Annotated in this window: 12 protein-coding genes, 1 tRNA gene and 3 pseudogenes; 6 read left to right on the forward strand and 10 right to left on the reverse strand. The window is 69.0% G+C overall.

Translation table 11 applies throughout. From position 1 onward, the window contains the following. Positions 1-135: 135 nt before the first annotated feature. From ACWGJ2_RS00705 to ACWGJ2_RS00715, 3 genes are read right to left on the reverse strand one after another with little or no spacing between them, the layout of a single operon-like run. Positions 136-2,316 (reverse strand): acetate--CoA ligase family protein, encoded by a 2,181-nt coding sequence (locus ACWGJ2_RS00705; protein ID WP_453343716.1) that lies wholly within the window; start codon positions 2,314-2,316, stop codon positions 136-138. Positions 2,317-2,320: 4 nt separating this feature from the next. Continuing rightward, on the reverse strand, positions 2,321-3,604 hold the full coding sequence (gene frc / locus ACWGJ2_RS00710) for a formyl-CoA transferase (protein ID WP_453343717.1): 1,284 nt from the start codon (positions 3,602-3,604) through the stop codon (positions 2,321-2,323). A gap of 10 nt (positions 3,605-3,614) precedes the next feature. Beyond that, on the reverse strand, positions 3,615-5,303 hold the full coding sequence (locus ACWGJ2_RS00715; RefSeq protein ID WP_453343718.1) for a thiamine pyrophosphate-binding protein: 1,689 nt from the start codon (positions 5,301-5,303) through the stop codon (positions 3,615-3,617). A 228-nt stretch (positions 5,304-5,531) separates the two neighbouring features. On the opposite strand from ACWGJ2_RS00715, the gene sucC reads away from it, so the two are divergent. From sucC to ACWGJ2_RS00735, 4 genes are all read left to right on the forward strand, one after another. Then, entirely contained in the window at positions 5,532-6,686 is a 1,155-nt protein-coding gene (sucC, locus tag ACWGJ2_RS00720; protein WP_453343719.1) for an ADP-forming succinate--CoA ligase subunit beta, read from the forward strand. Between the two features lie 14 nt (positions 6,687-6,700). After that, the gene (gene sucD / locus ACWGJ2_RS00725) at positions 6,701-7,579 is read left to right on the forward strand and encodes a succinate--CoA ligase subunit alpha (RefSeq protein ID WP_453343720.1); all 879 of its coding nucleotides are present in this window, start codon (positions 6,701-6,703) and stop codon (positions 7,577-7,579) included. A 260-nt stretch (positions 7,580-7,839) separates the two neighbouring features. Continuing rightward, positions 7,840-9,498, forward strand: a complete 1,659-nt coding sequence (locus ACWGJ2_RS00730) for an aldehyde dehydrogenase family protein (RefSeq protein ID WP_453343721.1) — start codon at positions 7,840-7,842, stop codon at positions 9,496-9,498. Positions 9,499-9,717: 219 nt separating this feature from the next. Then, positions 9,718-9,802 (forward strand) — tRNA-Leu (locus ACWGJ2_RS00735). A 745-nt stretch (positions 9,803-10,547) separates the two neighbouring features. On the opposite strand, the pseudogene ACWGJ2_RS00740 reads toward ACWGJ2_RS00735, so the two are convergent. Beyond that, positions 10,548-11,678 (reverse strand): annotated as a pseudogene (locus tag ACWGJ2_RS00740) (recombinase family protein); the annotation flags it as partial. Between the two features lie 154 nt (positions 11,679-11,832). Then, positions 11,833-12,510 carry a TerD family protein gene (locus ACWGJ2_RS00745; protein ID WP_453343722.1) on the reverse strand — a complete coding sequence of 226 codons (678 nt, stop codon included), beginning with the start codon at positions 12,508-12,510 and terminating at the stop codon, positions 11,833-11,835. A 423-nt stretch (positions 12,511-12,933) separates the two neighbouring features. Between ACWGJ2_RS00745 and ACWGJ2_RS00750 the strand changes: the two genes are divergently transcribed. Continuing rightward, positions 12,934-13,158, forward strand: coding sequence for a hypothetical protein (locus ACWGJ2_RS00750; RefSeq protein ID WP_453343723.1), 225 nt, complete (start codon positions 12,934-12,936; stop codon positions 13,156-13,158). Here the strand turns inward: ACWGJ2_RS00750 and ACWGJ2_RS00755 are convergent. The 5 genes and pseudogenes from ACWGJ2_RS00755 to ACWGJ2_RS00775 form a co-directional block, all read right to left on the reverse strand. Next, positions 13,117-13,641 (reverse strand): annotated as a pseudogene (locus ACWGJ2_RS00755) (transposase family protein); the annotation flags it as partial. The gene ACWGJ2_RS00750 and the pseudogene ACWGJ2_RS00755 sit on opposite strands and share 42 nt — an antisense overlap. A gap of 202 nt (positions 13,642-13,843) precedes the next feature. After that, a complete protein-coding gene (locus tag ACWGJ2_RS00760; protein ID WP_453343724.1) occupies positions 13,844-14,407 on the reverse strand; it encodes a carboxymuconolactone decarboxylase family protein in 564 nt (187 codons plus the stop codon). 12 nt (positions 14,408-14,419) lie between these two features. Beyond that, on the reverse strand, positions 14,420-15,631 hold the full coding sequence (locus ACWGJ2_RS00765; protein ID WP_453343725.1) for an amidohydrolase family protein: 1,212 nt from the start codon (positions 15,629-15,631) through the stop codon (positions 14,420-14,422). 63 nt (positions 15,632-15,694) lie between these two features. Continuing rightward, positions 15,695-17,042, reverse strand: a pseudogene (locus tag ACWGJ2_RS00770) (L-serine ammonia-lyase). A 51-nt stretch (positions 17,043-17,093) separates the two neighbouring features. After that, entirely contained in the window at positions 17,094-18,149 is a 1,056-nt protein-coding gene (locus ACWGJ2_RS00775) for an Lrp/AsnC family transcriptional regulator (protein ID WP_453343726.1), read from the reverse strand. A 332-nt stretch (positions 18,150-18,481) separates the two neighbouring features. On the opposite strand from ACWGJ2_RS00775, the gene ACWGJ2_RS00780 reads away from it, so the two are divergent. Then, entirely contained in the window at positions 18,482-19,327 is an 846-nt protein-coding gene (locus ACWGJ2_RS00780) for an enoyl-CoA hydratase/isomerase family protein (protein WP_453343947.1), read from the forward strand. The last annotated feature ends 197 nt before the right edge of the window (positions 19,328-19,524 follow it).

A 19,524-nucleotide genomic window follows, 5' to 3' on the forward strand; every position in this document is an offset into this window, starting at 1 on the left:
CGTCGTGTACGTCGGGGTGGTGCCGGGCCCGGCGCCCCCGGGCTCCGCCGTCGTGGTGCGCGCCGCGGCGGAAGCGGCGGGGACGCGGCCGTGCCCCGCGCTCCGCGTCGCGACGGTGTGCCGCGGAACGGTGTGCTACAGCAGGCCCGCCGCGCGGGCCCACCGGTACTTCGCGCCGAGAACCGCGACCGGCTTCTCGGTGGTGTAGGGATACGCCACGACTCCGTGCTCGAAGAGGTAGGCGCACGCCTCCTCGACCTCCGTGTCACCGGCGAGGGATGCCACCACCGGCTTGTGGATCCCCTTCTCCTTCGCCTCCGCGACCACGCGCGCGGTCAGCTCGGCGAAGACCATCGGCGGGGTGACGATGGTGTGCCAGTAGCCGAGCACCAGCGAGTGGATGCGGGGGTCCTCCAGGCCGAGCCTGATGGTGGCCTCGTATGTGGAGGGCGGTTCGCCGCCGGTGATGTCCACCGGGTTGCCCACCGCGCCGAACGGGGGGATGAAGCGCCGGAACGCCTCGTCCAGGTCCGGCGGGATCTCCATCAGCGACATCCCGTTGTCCACGATCGCGTCCGAGAGCAGCACGCCCGAGCCGCCCGCGCCCGTGATGATGACGGTGTTGTCGCCCTGGGGCGCCGGGAGTACGGGCAGCGCCCGCGCGTACTCCAGCATCTCGTTCAGGCCCGGCGCCCGGATGACGCCCGCCTGCCGCAGGATGTCGTCGTACACCGCGTCGTCGCCCGCGAGGGCGCCCGTGTGGGAGCCCGCGGCCTTCGCGCCCGCGCTGGTGCGGCCCGCCTTGAGCACGACGACCGGCTTCTTCTTCACCGTCTCCCGCGCGGCGTCCACGAAGGCGCGGCCGTCCTTCAGGTCCTCCAGGTGCATGGCGATGCACTCGGTGTGCGGGTCGTCGGCGAAGTAGGTGAGCAGGTCGTCCTCGTCGATGTCGGACTTGTTGCCGAGCCCGACGATGGCGGAGACACCCGTGCGCGTCGTGCGTGCGAACCCCAGGATGGCCATGCCGATGCCTCCCGACTGGGAGGTGAGTGCCACACCTCCCTTCACGTCGTACGGGGTGCAGAAGGTGGCGCACAGGTCCTGCCACGGCGAGTAGTAGCCGTAGATGTTCGGGCCCAGCAGCCGGATGCCGTGCCGCCGTCCGATCTCGACGATCTCTTCCTGGAGGGCGTGTTCGCCGGTCTCGGCGAAGCCGGAGGGGATCAGCACGGCGTTCGGTATCCCCTTCCTCCCGGCCTCCTCCAGCGCGGCGGCGACGAACTTCGCGGGGATCGCGAAGACCGCCACATCCACCTCGCCGGGAACATCCTGAACAGACTTGTACGCCTTGCGGCCGAGAATGTCATCGGCCTTGGGGTTCACCGGGTGGATTTCCCCGGGGAAGCCGCCGTCGATGAGGTTGCGCATCACCGAGTTGCCGATCTTGCCCGGCTCGTTGGAGGCACCGATGACGGTGACCGAGCGCGGCTGCATCAGCCGCCGCATCGCGGTGAGGATCTCCGCCTTGGTGTGCCGGGGCCGCTCGACGGGCGCCTCCGTCGTGAGCAGCACGCGGATGTCGGCCGCCACCGCGCCACCGGCCGAGGCGAACACGGGGTTGAGGTCGATCTCGGCGATCTCGGGGAAGTCGTCGGCGAGCCGCGAGACGCGGGAGACGAGCCCGGCCAGCGCGGCCCGGTCCACGGCCTCGCCGCCCCGCACACCCTTGAGCACGTCGGCCGCGCGTATCCCGTCGAGCATGGACAGCGCCTCCTCCTCGCTCGCGGGCGCGAGCCGGAAGGTGACGTCCTTGAGGACCTCCACCAGCACCCCGCCGAGCCCGAAGGCGACGACCTTGCCGAAGGTGGGGTCGGTGACGGTGCCGATCAGCACCTCCTGTCCTGGCGGCGCCATCTGCTGCACCTGCACCCCGTGCACCCGCGCCTCCGGGTCGTACGTGCGCGCGTTGCCGACGATCGAGGTGAACGCGCCCCGCGCCTCGGCGGCCGAGGAGACACCGACCACGACACCGCCCGCGTCCGTCTTGTGCAGGATGTCGGGGGAGACGATCTTCATGACGACGGGGAAGCCGATCCTGTCGGCCAGCGCCACCGCCTCGTCGGCCGACTCGGCCAGGCCCTCCTGGGGCACCGGTATGCCGTAGGCGTCGGCGAGGAGCTTGCCCTCCGGCGCGGTGAGTGCGGTCCTGCCCTCGGCGTGGGCAGCGGCGAGCACGGCCCGTACCGCGTCCTTGTCGGGCTCTCCCGGCGCGCCAGGTGCTCCCGCGTGGGTGCCGCCGTGGTCTTCAGAGGCCATCGGTTCAGATCACTCCGTTCGTCTTGAGCAGCCGCACTTCCTCGTCACCGAGGCCCAGTTCGCCGACGTACACCTCTTCGTTGTGCTCGCCCAGCAGTGGCGAGGAGGTGATCTCGACGGGGGAGTCGGAGAGCTTCATGGGGGAGCCGACGGTGGTGAAGCTGCCACGGGTGGGGTGCTCGACTTCGACGATCATGCCGTTCTCGGCGAGCGACGCGTCCTCGACGATCTCGCGCGTGGAGAGGATCGGGCCGCAGGGGATGTTGTGCGCGTTGAGCGACTCCAGCACCTCCCACTTGGGGAGCGTCGAGGACCACTCCTCGATGAGCTGGAACATCTTGCCCAGCTTCGGCAGCCGCGCCTCCGGTGTGTTCCACTCCGGGTCCGAGGCCAGCTCGGGCCGCCCGATGAGGTGGCTCAGCGGCTCCCAGCCGACGGGCTGCACGATGACGTACACATAGTCGTTGGGCCCGCCAGGCGCGCACTTGACGGCCCAGCCCGGCTGGCCGCCCCCGCTCGCGTTGCCCGAGCGCGGCACCTCGTCGCCGAAGTCCTCGTTCGGGTACTCCGCGAGGGGCCCGTGCGCCAGCCGCTGCTGGTCGCGCAGCTTGACGCGGCACAGGTTGAGCACCGCGTGCTGCATGGCCACGTTCACGCGCTGGCCCTTGCCGGTGCGCTCGCGCTGGTAGAGCGCGGCCAGGATGCCCGCCACCGTGTGCACCCCGGTGCCCGAGTCACCGATCTGCGCGCCCGTGGCCAGCGGCGGCCCGTCCTCGAAGCCGGTGGTCGACATGGAGCCGCCCATCGCCTGTGCGACGACCTCGTACGCCTTGAACTTGGTGTACGGGCCCTCGCCGAAGCCCTTGATCGAGGCGTAGACGATCCGGGGGTTGATCTCCCGGATGCGGTCCCACGTGAAGCCCATCCGGTCCACGGCCCCTGGCCCGAAGTTCTCCACCAGCACATCGCTGCGCCGGATCAGCTCGGTCAGGATCTCCTTGCCGCGCTCGGTCTTGGTGTTGAGGGTGATGCTGCGCTTGTTGCAGTTGAGCATCGTGAAGTAGAGCGAGTCGACGTCGGGCAGGTCCCGCAGTTGCTTGCGGGTGATGTCCCCGGTCGGCGCCTCCAGCTTGACGACGTCGGCGCCGAGCCAGGCGAGCAACTGCGTCGCGGAGGGCCCCGACTGGACGTGGGTCATGTCCAGGACGCGCACTCCGTCAAGTGCCCTGGTGCCCGGGGGAGTTCGCGGGGGTGCCGACGTGCCACTCGCGTCGTTCGTGACGGTCACGGGAGTCACCTCACTTGTACATCGTCTGGTTCATGGTTCCGGGTGCGTACGCGTCCGGGTCGACCCAGACGTTGATGAGCGACGGCTTGCCCGACTCGCGCGCCCGCTCCAGCGCCGGCCGGATCTGCGCGGGGTCGCGGACCTCTTCGCCGTGTCCGCCGAGCATCCGCGCGAACTGGTCGTACGGCACGTCCCCGAGCGTGTTGCCGACCCGCTCGCGCTCGTCGCCGTACTTGGCCTTCTGGCCGTAACGGATCTGGTTCATCGAGGAGTTGTTGCCGACGATGCCGACGAACGGCAGGTCGAAGCGGACCAGCGTCTCGAAGTCCCAGCCGGTGAGCGAGAAGGCGCCGTCGCCGAAGAGCGTGACGACCTCCTTGTCCGGGCGTGCCTGCTTGGCCGCCATCACGAAGGGGACACCGACGCCGAGCGTGCCGAGCGGCCCCGGGTCCATCCAGTGGCCCGGCGACCTGGGCTGCACGACCTGCCCGGAGAAGGTGACGATGTCGCCGCCGTCGCCGATGTATATCGAGTCCTCGGTGAGGAAGTCGTTGATCTCGCTCACCAGCCGGTAGGGGTGGATGGGCGAGGCGTCCGAGCGCAGTTGCGGCAGCCTCTTCTCCAGGGCCGTCTGCTCGGCCGTGCGCAGCTCGGCGAGCCACGCCTCGCGCTTGGCGGTGCCCCCGTTGACGCGCCCGGAGGCGGCCTGGGTGACGGCGGCGAGCACGAGGTCGGCGGAGCCGACGATCCCCAGGTCGATGTCGCGGTTCTTGCCCACCGTCCGGTAGTCCAGGTCGATCTGGACTACGGTGGCGTCGGGGGAGAGGCGCTTGCCGTACCCCATGCGGAAGTCGAAGGGTGTGCCGACGATGATGATGAGGTCGGCGTTGGTGAACGCGTAGCGGCGCGAGAGCTGGAAGTGGTGCGGGTCGCCGGGCGGCAGTGTGCCGCGCCCCGCGCCGTTCATGTACGCGGGCACGTTCAGGGTGCGCACCAGCTCGGTGGCCGCTTCGGTGGCGCGGGTGGTCCAGATCTGGCTGCCCAGCAGGATGGCGGGCCGCTCGGCGTGTACGAGCAGATCGGCCAGCTTCTCGACCGCCTCCGGGTCACCTGCCTGCCGGGTGGAGGCGCGGTACTGCCCCGTCTGCGGCACCCGTGCCTTCTCGCGTGGCACCTTGGCGTCGAGCACGTCGCGCGGGATCTCCAGGAAGGAGGGCCCCGGCGCGCCGTGGTAGCACTCGCGGAACGCCATGGAGACCATGTCGGCGGCGCGCGCCGTGTCGGGCACCGTGGCGGCGAACTTGGTGATGGGCGTCATCATGTCGACGTGCGGCAGGTCCTGGAGCGAGCCCATCTTGTGCTGGGTGTGTGCTCCCTGGCCGCCTATGAGCAGCATCGGTGACTCGGCACGGAAGGCGTTGGCGACACCGGTGACGGCGTCGGTGGTGCCGGGTCCGGCGGTGACGACGGCGCAGCCGGGCCTGCCGGTGAGGCGCGCGTAGCCGTCGGCGGCGTGTGCGGCGACCTGTTCATGGCGGACGTCGACGACGTCGATGCCCTCGTCGACGCAACCGTCGTAGATGTCGATGATGTGGCCGCCGCAGAGGGTGTAGATGACGTCCACACCTTCCGCCTTCAGTGCCTTGGCGACCAGATGCCCGCCGGAGATGAGGTCCGGGTCCTGGCTGTCGTCGGGCATGGCGAATCGCGTCCCTTCGTCGGGTGGTGAGGCAGGGTTCGAGTAGATTGCATACAGTCGACGAATACTGTATGAACCTTGTTATCCCGCATCGGCACAGTGATGTCCAGGGGGCGTGCAGCGATCGTTTGAGGACGGCGATCTCCCAGGAACGGGCGACGGCGAACCTCCAGGAAGGCGATCGTCCAGGAACTTCCAGGATCTTCCAGGAATGGGAGAGGAGCGCGGATGGATCTGTACGAGCACCAGGCCAGGGAACTCTTCGCACACCACGGCGTGGCGGTGCCCGAGGCGGAGGTCGCCGCCACGGCCCGCGAGGCCAGGGAGGCGGCACACCGGCTCGGCGCCGACGACCGGGGCGTCGTGGTCAAGGCGCAGGTGAAGACCGGCGGCCGGGGCAAGGCGGGCGGGGTCAAGCGCGCCGCCGACGCCGCGGCGGCCGAGATCACCGCACGCCAGATCCTCGGCATGGACATCAAGGGCCACACCGTCCACACCGTGATGCTGGCCCGACCCGTGGACGTGGGGCGGGAGTTCTACGTCTCCTACGTACTCGACCGCGCCGCGGGCCGCTTCACCGCCATCGCCTCGGCCGAGGGCGGCATGGAGATCGAGGAGGTCGCGGCGCGACGGCCCGAGGCGGTCGTCCGCGTGCCCGTCGACCCCGCGGAAGGTGTCACCGAGGCGGAGGCGGCCGAGATCGCCGCCGCTGCCGGGCTCCCGGAGGACGTGGCACCCGTGCTGCGGCGCCTGTGGCGGGTCCTCGTCGACGAGGACGCGCTGCTGGTCGAGGTCAACCCCCTCGTCCGCACCCGCGAAGGTGACATCCTCGCCCTCGACGGCAAGGTCACCCTGGACGACAACGCCCGCTTCCGGCAGGCCCGTTGGGGCGAGGAACACGACACGGCGGGGCTCGACCCGCTGGAGGCCGAGGCCGCGGCGAAGGGGCTCGGCTATGTGAAGCTCGACGGCGAGGTCGGCGTCATCGGTAACGGCGCGGGGCTGGTCATGTCCACCCTCGACGTGGTCGCGGGCTGCGGGGCACGCCCCGCCAACTTCCTCGACATCGGCGGCGGCGCCTCGGCCCAGGTCATGGCGGACGGCCTCGCGCTCGTCCTCGGCGATCCCGCCGTCAAGTCCGTCCTGGTCAACGTCTTCGGCGGCATCACCGCCTGCGACGCCGTCGCCGAGGGCATCGTCCGCGCGCTGGACCAGGTGCGGCTGACGAAACCCCTCGTGGTGCGGCTCGACGGCAACAACGCGGCCCTCGGCCGCGCCGTCCTCGACGCGCACCCCCACCCGCTGCTCGACCAGCGGACCACCATGGACGGCGCCGCGCGCCGCGCCGCCGAACTGGCGGCCTCGGCCGCCGTCGTCGCGTAAGGGAGGCGGAGACCATGGCGGTCTACCTCACCAAGGAGAGCAGGATCCTCGTCCAGGGCATGACCGGCGCCGAGGGCATGAAGCACACCCGCAGGATGCTCGCGTCGGGCACGAACATCGTCGGCGGCGTCAACCCCCGCAAGGCGGGGCGCGAGGTGGACGTGGACGGGCGCTCCGTGCCTGTCTTCGGCACGGTCGCCGACGGCATGAAGGCCACGGGCGCCGACGTGTCCGTCCTCTTCGTCCCGCCGCCCTTCGCCCGCGCGGCGGTCGAGGAGGCGGCGGACGCGGGCATCGGCCTCGCGGTCGTCATCACCGAGGGCATCCCCGTCCACGACGCGGTCGCCTTCCACGCCCACGCGAAGGCGCGCGGCACCCGCGTCATCGGCCCCAACTGCCCGGGGCTCATCACCCCGGGCCACTGCGGCGCGGGCATCATCCCCGCCGACATCGCCCCCGGCCCCGGCCGCATCGGACTCGTCTCCAAGTCGGGCACGCTCACCTACCAGCTCATGTACGAGCTGCGCGACACCGGCTTCTCGACGTGCGTGGGCATCGGCGGCGACCCGGTCATCGGCACGACGCACATCGACTGCCTCGCCGCGTTCGAGGCGGACCCGGACACCGATCTGATCGTGCTGATCGGCGAGATCGGCGGCGACGCGGAGGAGCGGGCCGCGGACTTCATCAGGGAGAACGTGACGAAGCCGGTGGTCGGCTACGTCGCGGGCTTCACCGCTCCCGAGGGCAGGACGATGGGCCACGCGGGCGCCATCGTCTCCGGCTCGTCCGGTACGGCGCAGGCGAAGAAGGAGGCGCTGGAGGCCGCGGGCGTGGAGGTCGGCACGACGCCGACGGGGACGGCGGAGCTGGTGCTGGCGCGCCTGAAGTGAGCGCGGCGGGGGCTACGGGAGGGAGGGGGCCTTCCCGCGTCCCGTCCCGTCGGGAAGGGGGCCCGCCCTTCGGAAGGTCCTCCCGCCCCCCGCCTCGGCACGTGATCCTGCGCATATCCGTGCCAAGGCCCGTGCCAATACGTACCCGACTCACTACCGTCCGGTAGGAGTTCACGACCGGACGGGCCCGGACACGCCTCCCGTGCCTGGCCCCGCCCGCGCACCCGCCCCGTACGTGCAACGAGAGCGGAGAACCCCCGATGGCATCCACCACTCACACCCCCGCACCCACCCTCACCCTCAAGCCGGGCACGGCCTGGGCCGACGCGTGGCAGCGGTGCCGCGAGGTCGCCCCCGAGGCATTCGGCGACGCGGACACCGGCACCGACCACGGCATTGGCACCGGCGCTCACGGCACCGGCACGGCCGACCGTGCTCATGCCCGCGGCCGCGTCCGCAACCTGTGGCGCGGCACCTGGCACGCCGACGGCACCCCACTCCCCGCGACCAGCCCCGTGGACGGCACCCCCATCGCCGGACCGCCCCGGCTCGAAGCGCCCGCCGCCAGGGACGCGGTCCGCGCGTCGCTGGACCAGCACAGGGCGTGGCGCCACATCCCCCTCGCGGAGCGCAAGGCACGGGTGGCCGCCGCGCTCGACGCGCTGACCGAGCACCGCGAACTGCTCGCGCTGCTGCTCGTCTGGGAGATCGGCAAGCCGTGGAAGCTCGCGCAGGCCGACGTGGACCGGGCGATCGACGGCGTCCGCTGGTACGTGGAGCACGTCGACGGCATGATCGAGGGCCGCGGCCCGCTGCCGGGCCCGGTCAGCAACATCGCGAGCTGGAACTACCCCATGAGCGTCCTCGTCCACGCCATGCTCGTCCAGGCGCTCGCGGGCAACGCCGTGATCGCCAAGACCCCGACCGACGGCGGCCTCGCCTGCCTCACCCTCGCCTGCGCCCTCTCCGTACGGGAGGGGCTGCCGCTCACGCTGGTCAGCGGCAGCGGCGGCGAACTGAGCGAGGTGCTGGTCCGCTCCCCGGAGATCGGCTGCGTCTCCTTCGTCGGCGGCCGGGACACCGGGGCCCGCGTGGCCACGGCCGTCGCCGACCTCGGCAAGCGGCACATCCTGGAACAGGAGGGCCTGAACTGCTGGGGCGTGTGGAACTACTCCGACTGGGACTCCCTCGCGCCCCTCATCCGCAAGACCTTCGACTACGCGAAGCAGCGCTGCACGGCCTACCCCCGGTTCGTCGTCCAGCGCTCCCGCTTCGCCGACTTCCTCGCCACCTACCTTCCCGCCGTCGGCTCCCTGCGCTACGGCCACCCGCTGGCCGTGGCCGCGCCAGGGGACCCGCTGCCCGAGCTGGACTTCGGGCCGCTGATCAACGCGGCCAAGGCGAGGGAGCTGTCCGGGCTGACGGAGGAGGCCATCGACAGGGGAGCGGTTCCCCTGCACCGGGGCTCACTGTCCGACGGACTCTTCCTCCCCGGCCAGGACACCTCGGCCTACCTTCCGCCGACGACCCTGCTCTCGCCGCCCCCGTCCTCACCGCTGCACCACGCGGAGCCGTTCGGGCCCGTGGACAGCATCGTCCTCGTCGACACGGAGGCGGAGCTGCTGGCCGCGATGAACGCCAGCAACGGCGCGCTGGTCGCCACCCTCTCCACCGACGACCAGGAGGTCTACGACCGGCTGTCCCCGCAGATCCGCGCGTTCAAGGTCGGCCACGGCAAGCCGCGCTCGCGCGGCGACCGCGACGAGCTGTTCGGCGGCTTCGGCGCCTCGTGGCGCGGGGCCTTCGTGGGCGGTGAGCTGCTGGTCCGCGCGGTCACGGAGGGCCCGGCTGACGAGCGGCTGCCAGGAAACTTCCCCGACTACCGCCTCCAGCCGGAAGCCCAGCCCACGGCGGCCTGACCCGCCGCCCGCCCCACGCGCCCACCCCGGCCGGGGCGCCCTCGCAGCCCCGGCCGGACGGGGGCCGATGCCATTCGCCGCCGAATAACCGTCTGACATTCCCGGCAAATCGTCCATACCTGGACCTTGCACCGGATTATGCAGGTGAAGAGCACTCCCGGAAGTTGGTATGGTTGTCCACGTCGCCGCGGCCAAGAGCCACGAGCGACATCACACCTGGTCCGGGTGGCGGAATGGCAGACGCGCTAGCTTGAGGTGCTAGTGCCCTTTATCGGGCGTGGGGGTTCAAGTCCCCCCTCGGACACAAACACTATGCCCTCGGGTGGTTCTGGCCGTACTTCGGTCAGGGCCACCCGTTTTTCGTGGTCGAAGGTGACGCGGAGCCCGAGTTGCCGATAGACCTCTGTTTTGTCGTGGGGATCCGCTGCGCGGAGGGCGCTGAGCAGCCCGCCGAGTCCTTCGACGAGTGATCGGATCGCTTCGCGGTTCATCCGTATGCCGTCCCGCTGGGATGCGGAAGCGAGGCGGTCCAGGTTGTCCTGGGCGATGGCGCGTGTGGCTTGGGCCTCCCGGCTCCACTCGGCAATGAGTCGGGGGTCGGCCCCGGCCTCCAGCGCCGCACGGTGCCGGGCGAGCTTGTGGTTGCACTCCTGGATGACTCGTCGGGCGTGATCCGCTTGCGGGCTGGAATCCGGCTGGGCCGCCTCCAGCGCCAGCAGGGACTGCTCGATCTGGTCCGGGGCGAAGGCGCGGGCAAGCCAGGCGTCGAGAGGGCCTACGAGGTCGTCCTCGTTGAGGGAGACACTCAGCGGGTGGTCGAGTTTGTTGGCCAGCGCGTACTCCTCGGGGTAGCGGCAGCGGTAACGGGCTCGATCGCGTACCCAGTTGCCCTGCATGCGCCGACTGCAGGTCTGGTGGAGGACCATTCCTCTGAAGACGTAGGGGTGCCGCGTGCGTACGACTTGTCTGCCGGTGGAGGCGGGGGAGCGGGCGGCCATGCGATCTTGTACGCGCCGAAATGTGTCGCTGCTGGTCAACGCGGCGTGAGCGGGCTCGTCAGAGTGGATCCAGGCGTCTTCCAGATTCCAGGCGAGCTTCGTCTGGTGGCCGAGGGCGACGTTGTCGACGTCGATGAGGGATTCGTGCTTGCGCTGGCGGTTCCATACCTGGTGGCCGGTGTAGCGGGGGTTGGTGAGGATGGCGCGTACGGCGCTCTTGGACCAGGCGATGCCGCTGCGGTGCGGGTTGCGGGAGCGGTCGGCGGCTGAGGGGCACAGGACGCCGTCGGCGGTCAGGCGCTGGGCGATGGCGAAGATGCCGAATCCGGCCAGGTACTCGCGGAAGATCCGCTGTACCACCGGTGCGGTGGCCGGGTCGGGCTCCAGGCGGTGCAGGCGTTTGCCGTCGGCGGCCTTGCCGGGGTTGGGGTGCGGCCCGGCGTCGGCGAGCAGGTAGCCGTAGGGAGGGCGACCGCCCAGGAAGCGGCCCTCGATCTTGGCCTGGGCGCTCATGGCGGAGCGGACGCGGATCTTGATGCGGTTGCGTTCGGCCTTGCTCATGCCGCCGAAGACGGACATCACCAGGTCATGGGCTTCGGAGTCGGGGTCGATGCGTCCGCCGACCTCGGGGACCCAGAGCTGGACGCCGTAGTGGACGAAGACGGGGAAGGTGAGGCCGAACTGGTTGCCGTAGAAGGCGCGCTGCGGTTCCCCGATCACCACGGCGTCGAAGCCGCGGTCCGGTTGCTTGAGTGCGGAGAGCAGGGCGGCTGCTCGTGGTCTGCGGGGCCAGGGGAGGGAGCGCGAGCTGCCGATGTCGAAGTATTCGGCGACGATCTCGTCATCCGGGGCGAGGAGAGAGCGGGCCCGGCTCATCTGCCAGTTGTAGGAGGCGACGGGGTCTTGTTGGTCTTCCGTGGACACACGTCCTGCGAAGGCAAAGGACGTCATCACAGTGCCTTTCTGCCGCTGCTTGCGCATGCGCGGTGTGGAGTTGTGGGCCCGGCTCTGTCGCTGAGGCGGGCCTTCGGGGCTGTCGAGCGTACTCCTGCGCGGTTGCGATTCTCGATCCTTGAGAAGCCTCGTCGGAGGAAATGCTTCAGGCCAGTGGCTGCTGAGGTGGCTGATGGGCCGGAGGCGCCGCTTGCGTCCTCGGTGTGTGGGATCAGGATGACGCGGCATGCGCGAAGGCTGTGGACGAGATGGCGCGTGGTCTCGAAGGCGCCAGGCTAGCGGGCAGCCAACTCGATGGTTTCGTGACAGGTTGTTCGGCAACCTCACGTTGGGGGCGTTCGGGGCGAACTGATTGACGCGCTCGCCGTGCCGGGTTGCCGGTTCAGTCGGTGATGGCGACGCCGTAGCCGCGTGCGAGGTCGGCGAGGCCGTGGTCGTATCCCTGGCCGACGGCGCGGAAGCGCCATGCGGGGCCGCGTCGGTAGAGCTCGGCGAGCAGCAGGGTGCGTTCGCTGGTGGCCGCGTCGAGGGGCGCCTGTGTGAGCGCCGCGGCGCTGCTGCCTGGGGCGGTGGCCACCTGGACCGCGCCGATGTCTCCGAAGGCCGCGGTTCCGTCGATGGTGGCTGCGACGACGATCTTGTGCGTGGATGGCGGGAGCGAGGCGAGGTCGATGGCGATGGTCTGTTCGCCGGGGCCGCCGGTGAGGAGGCAGACCGTGCCGCTGGGGTTCTCGGGGGCTCCGTAGAACACGAAGTCCTCGTCGAAAACCACCTGTTCGTCCTCGTCGAGCACGAAGGCGACGACGTCGACCTCGCAGTGTTCCTCCGGCGCCCAGTTCGCCGTGACGTACCACTGGGGCATGGGCACACCGGACGCCGGTGCGGGGAGGTCGGCCACTTCGCCGCGCGGCAGCACTTGGGGAGCGTGGGAGCGGACGGCTGTGGCCGGCTCGTCGGGCTGCGCCATCGCTGCCGGGGTGGCCGGACCGGCGGGTGTCGCCGGGTCGGCGAGCCACTTCTCGTCGCGTACGAGGAGCCCCAGCTTGGCGAAGCGGGGCATCCGGCGGTCGTGCTCTCCACTGAAGAGGACGACGACGCCGGTGACGCTGCGCGACAGGTTGACGGCGGCTGAGCCGCCCAGTTCGACGATGCGGGTACGGGGGGCGACCGCCTCGGCGTGCGTGCCTCCCAGGACGAGGAGCCGCTGCCCTGCCAGGGGGCTGTTCGCCGGTCCGGCCGTCGTCCTGGCTGCTTGCCTGTCTGTCGGCCTGTTCGCCGGCTCGGCGGCCGATCCGGTGGGCCGGTTCCTGGTCGCGCCGCGTGCATGGTTCCTATATGCGCTTTCCCGGCGACTTGCCGGTGGTCGGCAGGCCCGTGGTGCTGGCTTTGCGGGTGCGGCGGTTTCTCTGTGCGGCCACCGAGTGTCCGCGTCGGACGTTCGTGGAACAGCTTGCGGGGCTGGCGCGTCGGCATGGCCGTTGGAGTGAGCGCCCTACGGTCGTTCCTCGGCACCCTGGGCGCGGACGTTGCCCAACTCGACGCCGACCAGCTCTCCTTCACTCGCAGCATCCGCCTCGCCCGCCGCCAGGTCACCACACAGGCGACCTTTTCCCTGGCCACCTGGCCACCTGGCCATCTGGCCACAGCCCCCGCCGAAGGAGATCTTTCAGCGTTGCCGCTCCAGGGCGAGGACGGCTGCGGCGATTGACGTCATTCGATTCGGGCTGCACCGGGATCGGCGGAAGATACGCCAGGACTTCAGGCGTGCGATGCCGCGCTCGACCGGGGCCCGTGCTCTCGACAGCGCGCGGTTGACGGTCTGTTGGGTGAGCGTCAGTTCGCCTCCTGCAGGCCGTCTGGCCGGTGTGGTCACCCATGGGCTGGCACCGATGTAAGCGCGATCGGCGAGGACCGGTACTCCTTGGCGCTCGCAGATCCTGATGATTCGGTGGGCGCGGGCCGCGGTCAGGTCGTGGCAGCGTCCCGGCAGGGCCGGAGACAGCCACAGCATCTCGCCATGGAGGTCGGTGACCACCTGCACGTTCACCCCGTGCCGGCGGTGCTTGGCCGAGTAGTCGGCGCGGCCGTCACCGTGGCGGTCGTACTCGGCCAGGGTGCCGTCCAGCAGGACGAACTCGGGGTCCGCCTCGCGCGGAGCGCGCAGCAGACCGGGCGCGCGGGCGGCCAGCAGGTTCCCGCCTCATCCGCCGCGATCCTGACGAAAGCACCAAACACGGCGGGCGCTTGAAGATCGCCGACGGCGTACAAGTCAGACGAAAAGCCCGGTGTGGCTGACACACTCCGGCGGAAATAGCGCCGGGGTGTGTCAGCCGCACCGGGCCAGGGAAGCGGCGGACACCCAGTCTGCCGTCCCAGGGCTCACTGACGCAGAGTCAGTCGGCGTCGGGCGGCAGTGGCACGTCGTATGCATTGAGGATCGCCGAGATGGCGGCATACTGCGCGAGGAGGAAGACGAGTTCAGCCACACCGGCGTCCCCGAAGGCGCGGACCCCGGCTCGGTAGAGTGCCCCCGGCAAGGGAGCGCCGCTGTGCAGCCGGGCAGCCACATCGTGAGCGACCGTCTCCTCGGCGGTCATACCTGCCGGGCGCTGCCCCGCGACCAGGCCCTCGATGACGTCCTCCGGCAGACCGACGGCGAGCGCAACCCGAGAGTGTGAGTACAGCTCGTAGGCCGCGGCATATCGCGACCCTGTGGTGAGAATCGCGACCTCGCGCACCCGTGCGGGCAGGGCAGAGGTGCCGGTGCCGGCCGTGAACCACTCCAGCAGCGGGCGGGCGAGCCCGGGGTTGCGGAGCATCACCGGGAACGGGCCGATCAGCGCGCCGTCGGGATCCGTCGAGGTGAACGGCACGGGTAACCCGGTCATGAGCTGCCGGACTTGACCGTCGAGCCGGCGCTGCTCGTCAGACAGTTCGCTGGGCTTGATTGAGGGCATTCGCACCACGCGTCACCGCACCTGCGTGCCGTCGAGCCACACCTGACGAACCCGGCCGCGAAGGTCGTCAAGGTCGGACAGACTGCCCGCGATGACGACCACATCCGCGAGCTTGCCGGGTGCCAACTTTCCGGCAGTATCGAATCGAAGCAGTTCGGCCGGGCTCGACGTCGTGGCGCGCCAGGCATCCAGCGCGGACATCGACGAGGAGTCCACCATCAGAGCGAGTTCTCTGAGGTTGCTCGCTGCCGGGCTCCAGTAGGGCGGGCTGTCGGTCCCCATGGCGAGCTTCACCCCCGCCTGCACGGCGAGTGCGAAGCTCGCCTGGTGAGCTTCGACGGCCTCACGGGCAAGGTTGGCGTTTTCTTCCGGGATCGGTATGCCGCTGTCAGCGGCGTCAATGATCGCGCGTGTCGCTGACAGCGTGGGAACGAGCCAGGCGTCACGCTCGAGCATGAGGTCGACTGCTTCGTCGTCCAGGTAGTAGCCGTGTTCGATGGAACGGACGCCGGCCCGCAAGGCTGCCTTGATTCCCTCGGTCCCCTGCGCGTGGGCGAATACGTAGGTGTCGGCCGCGGCGGCCTCGGCGACGATCACCGCTAGCTCGTCGGGGCGAAACTGGGCGTGGCGGGGATTGTCGCCTGGAGACATGACTCCGCCGGTGGTGGCGATCTTGATTGCGTCGGCGCCCGCGCGCAGTACTTCACGAACTCCTCGCCGTACTCCGTCCGGACCGTCGACGACCGGGTTGGGTCGTCCGGGGTGTGCCGTCATCATGGGGATCGATCGACTACCTCCCGAGGGGAGATGGACATCGCCGTGCCCGCCCGTCTGGGACAGCATCGAGATCGCGATCTGCAGCCGCGGTCCCTCGATGAGTTCCTGTGCGATCGCTTGCTTCACCCCCAGGTCCGCGCCTGCGGCATCTCGGGCTGAGGTGATGCCTTGGTCGAGCAGGAGCGAGAGGTTGCGCTTTGCTTCGTAGTATTGCAGGGAGAAGGCTTGTTGTTCGGCACGAGCGAGGTTGAAGTCTCTGGTCATCACGTGCACGTGGCAGTCGAACAGCCCGGGAAGGACCGACTTCCCTGAGCAGTCCACAGCATGATCACCGTCCAGATCGGTTCCGACATCGACGACGTGGCGGCCTTCGATGACGAGGTCGGCCATGCCTGCTGCGGTTCCGTCGAAGACGGTCCCATTCTTGAAGACCGTGCGGATTGCCATTGCTCCTCATTTCGTGATTGATCGACCGCTCCAGGTCGAGCGCGGGGCATGTTTGACGCGGCTTCAGCACTCGACAACGTTGACGGCCAATCCGCCCAGCGCCGTCTCCTTGTATTTATGGCTCATGTCCGCGCCGGTCTCACGCATGGTGGCGATGACCTGGTCCAGTGACACGTGATGGTTGCCGTCACCCCAGAGCGCCATTCGCGCGGCGTTGATCGCTTTTCACTGCAGCGATCACGTTGCGTTCGATGCAAGGCACCTGTACGAGGCCGGCAACGGGATCACAGGTCAGCCCGAGATTGTGCTCCAGCGCGATCTCGACGGCGTTCTCCACCTGACGTGGTGTACCGCCGAGGATCGCGGTCAGTCCGGCCGCAGCCATCGCCGATGCAGAGCCGACCTCGCCTTGACAACCCACCTTGGCACCGGAGATCGAGGCGTTGGCCTTGCAGAGGCTGCCCACCGCCGTGGCGGTGAGCAGAAACCTCTCGACGATGTCGTTGCGTGAGTCCTCGTCGGCGCCCTTGCCGGCAGCCGTGTAGTCCAATGCGTAATACAGCACGGCCGGGATGATGCCGGCGGCACCGTTGGTCGGTGCGGTCACGGCGCGACCACCGCTGGCGTTCTCCTCATTCACCGCCAACGCGATGAAGTTGACACGCTCTTGCCAGTACCGCTCACTGTGCTCGGGGTCCTCGCGGTCCAATCGTGACGCCCATGCACCGGCTCGCCGACGGACATCGAGGCCGTCCCACAGTTCGCGCAATCCCTGGCTGAGGTCGACGTGCGAGCGCTCTGCGAGTTCGTTGTCGCGTATCACGTCGCAGATGCGGGAACCTGTCTGGTCGCAGACAGCGAGCAGCTCCGCCGCCGTGCGGAATGGGTGTGGAATCGACGTCGATTGCGCGCCGCCGGGGCGCTCCTCGTCGCCGTCGCGGACAACGAACCCGCCCCCGACGGAGTAGTACGTATCCGATCGAACAGCAGCGTCGGCATGGTCGTATGCCGTGAACGTCAAGGCGTTCGGGTGGCGCGGACGGACGGTCAACGGTCGCAGTACGAAGTCCTCGATCCGGCAGGGGATTCGTTGCCCTGCGTCCAGGCTCACCGTGCCGGATGCCGTGATGTCTGCCAGCCTTCGTTCAACTTCGCCGGAGTCGATCCTGGCTGATTGCGCACCATCCAAGCCCAGAAGAACTGCGGTGAACGTGCCGTGTCCGTGCCCGGTCGCGGCGAGCGAGCCGAAGATCTCCACTCGCACTGACTCGACGCTGTCCGCCGCGCCCGATCGCCGCAGGTCCTTCGCAAAGGCGGCTGCCTTCATCGGCCCGACTGTGTGCGAACTCGAGGGCCCAATCCCAATAGTGAACAGATCGAAGACACCGACAGGAGCTGTCGAAGTGGTCATGGGGCAGGACGGTAGTCCGCACACGTAATGGTCCCGGCCTGGTGCAGGATTTCACTCGAAACGCGGGGTTGGCTGAGGCATATTGGTCAGCAGAGGGCTGAATTCGCCGGTGGCGTGCCCACGGGCATCGAGGCGGTGTCCTTCCTTCTTGACCGTGCGCAGCACGACGGAACGGTCGGCGATACTGACGCCGGGAAGTTTCTCCTCCAGGATGACCTCGAGCCGCTGCACGTCACCCAGCGTGGGCAACCACACGGCGAGGATGAGGTTGTACTGTCCAACAGTTGAAACCGCGAGGCGGATCTCGCCGATACGCGTGAGCACAGCCCCGACGCGTTGTACGAGCGCGGCAGGGACCCGGAGGAAGTACCACGCATGGACCGGCCGGCCTGATTGCGCTTTTGCCATATCCAGGCGGGTGTCCAATCGGTCTTGTGCCGTCATGGCGGCAACCGCATCCCGCACTCGACGCTGGCCCACGCCGAGGGTCCTCGCCAGGAAAGCCACTGTCGCCCTGCCATCCGGTCCCAGCAGGCGAAGGAGTTGGTCCTCCAGCTGAGAGTCGACGCGGCTGCTCGGGGATCGCGAGACCTCGACGCTCCGCTCCACCGCAGCGATCTCCTCGGCAGACAGGGAGCGAAGGCGCCACTGTCCTCCGTCCACGAACGGCGACGAGAACAAGTGGGCCCGGGTCGCCCGAATCCCGTCGAGTGCCGGTACGCGCATCATCAAATATTCGGTCAGCGCATTCATGCTGGATGTGGCCACCAGCACGAGCATCTCGCGTCCTCCGGCAGTGAGGTCCACCGTGAATGCTTCACTGTCCGCCGCGATCTCCTGTGCGAGACGGAGCGTGGCGGCAGGGTGGGCTTCAATCTCCAGTATTGCCGACGGCCCTCTCATCTCCGGGCCGGGATGTCCGGACACCCAGGCGATGCCGGCCTCGACGATCCGTTCCCAGCGCCGGGCGAGGGTGACCGCGTCGACCCCGATAATCGGCGCCAGCGCAGCCCAGCGTGCTCGCGGGTTGATCTGGAGGGCATGGATGAGCCGCCGATCAAGCTCATCGAGGTCGTAGTCCTGCCGACTCTCGTCCGAATCACTCATAAAAATTGACTCTATGGTAAGAGAAAGCTCGCTGTTTCAGCGGGCATGCGGCTGTTCACGTGCCGTGCGCCGAAACATCCTGCCGTGGCACCGTACGACGGCTCCAGGCGACGCAACTCACGATGCCCTTTGAGTGCCAGTGCGGAGCTCGTGACACCCGGCCGAATTGCGGCAAAAGGGCATGACTGCTGGACGTAAAACTTCACCGCGGCCGGCTTCTGGGGATTTTTCCTGCGTTGCCGATCATGACGCTTCCTCGCGGAGTAATGATCTTCACGTCAGCGAGAGCGCCGGTATCCCGGCGCTGACGAAGGAGGACGACCTTGGCGACCATGTCAGACCCCCGGTGGGAAGGCCACGTTCCACCGACCGCATTTGAGGAGTACTCCGAGAAGTACGCCGCCTTCTTCAAGATGCGCAGGGAGAACGGGATCATCGAGCTTCGGCTCCACACCGACGGCGGTCCGTACATCCACAACTGGGCTGCCCACAACGCGTGGAACCGGGTGTGGCAGGACGTGGGCAACGACCCCGACAACCATGTCCTCATCCTGACCGGCACCGGCGAGACCTGGTTCCGAGGCGACCCGGGGGAGACGTGGCCGCGGCCCGTCGTCGAGGAGGACCCCGATTACATCTTCCAGCAGACCATCGATGCGTGGAAGCTGATCGAGAACTTCGTCAACAACCTCGACATCCCGACGATCGCAGCGGTAAACGGTCCCGGAATTCACACCGAGTTCGCACTACTGTGCGACATCACTCTGGCCGCCGAAGACGCAGACTTCATGGATCCGCACTTCATGGCGGGCACCGCGCCGGGAGACGGACTCTCGCTCGCCCTGCAGCACCTGATGGGCACGAAGCGGGCGGCCTACGACATCTACAGTGGCCGCTCCATCCCTGCGCGGAAAGCACTCGACTACGGACTCGTCAGCGACGTACTTCCGCGTGAGGAACTCCTGCCGAAGGCATGGGCGATCGCGGGCGACATCATGAAGCGCCCGCGGTTCGCTCGCTGGGCAACCCACAACATCGTGTCTCGCCCCTGGCGCAAGCTCGTTGCCGAAGACTTCGGTTTCCACTTCTCGCAACAGATGCTCGCCACCGTCGCTGCCAAGCGACAGGTTCCCGACCCCGACCTGGTCGTCGAGGCACGCTCACGCAAAGTGTGGTGAGAACCTGAGGGACGAAGCAGGTTGCCGGCCGCCGCCGTCACGGGCGGCGGCCGACACTTGTCTAGAGGTGTCTAGGGCGCGTATCGGATCGCGATCAATGAGCACCGAAGCTTCTGGGGCGAGTGCCCGCGCCGGGGTACACCGGCGATCTGCGGCTGTGCCGTGTGGGCGCGAGTGACCGGAAGCGATGCCGCGGG

This window comes from Streptomyces sp. NPDC054796, assembly GCF_053611545.1.

Excerpts from the sequence above, each read along its gene's own strand:
- ACWGJ2_RS00705 (WP_453343716.1), bottom strand. The coding sequence starts at position 2,316 with ATGGCCTCTGAAGACCACGGCGGCACCCACGCGGGAGCACCTGGCGCG.
- ACWGJ2_RS00715 (WP_453343718.1), bottom strand. The coding sequence starts at position 5,303 with ATGCCCGACGACAGCCAGGACCCGGACCTCATCTCCGGCGGGCATCTG.
- sucC (WP_453343719.1), top strand. The coding sequence starts at position 5,532 with ATGGATCTGTACGAGCACCAGGCCAGGGAACTCTTCGCACACCACGGC.
- sucD (WP_453343720.1), top strand. The coding sequence starts at position 6,701 with ATGGCGGTCTACCTCACCAAGGAGAGCAGGATCCTCGTCCAGGGCATG.
- ACWGJ2_RS00730 (WP_453343721.1), top strand. The coding sequence starts at position 7,840 with ATGGCATCCACCACTCACACCCCCGCACCCACCCTCACCCTCAAGCCG.
- ACWGJ2_RS00745 (WP_453343722.1), bottom strand. The coding sequence starts at position 12,510 with ATGCCCCGCTTCGCCAAGCTGGGGCTCCTCGTACGCGACGAGAAGTGG.
- ACWGJ2_RS00760 (WP_453343724.1), bottom strand. The coding sequence starts at position 14,407 with ATGCCCTCAATCAAGCCCAGCGAACTGTCTGACGAGCAGCGCCGGCTC.
- ACWGJ2_RS00765 (WP_453343725.1), bottom strand. The coding sequence starts at position 15,631 with ATGGCAATCCGCACGGTCTTCAAGAATGGGACCGTCTTCGACGGAACC.
- ACWGJ2_RS00775 (WP_453343726.1), bottom strand. The coding sequence starts at position 18,149 with ATGAGTGATTCGGACGAGAGTCGGCAGGACTACGACCTCGATGAGCTT.
- ACWGJ2_RS00780 (WP_453343947.1), top strand. The coding sequence starts at position 18,482 with ATGTCAGACCCCCGGTGGGAAGGCCACGTTCCACCGACCGCATTTGAG.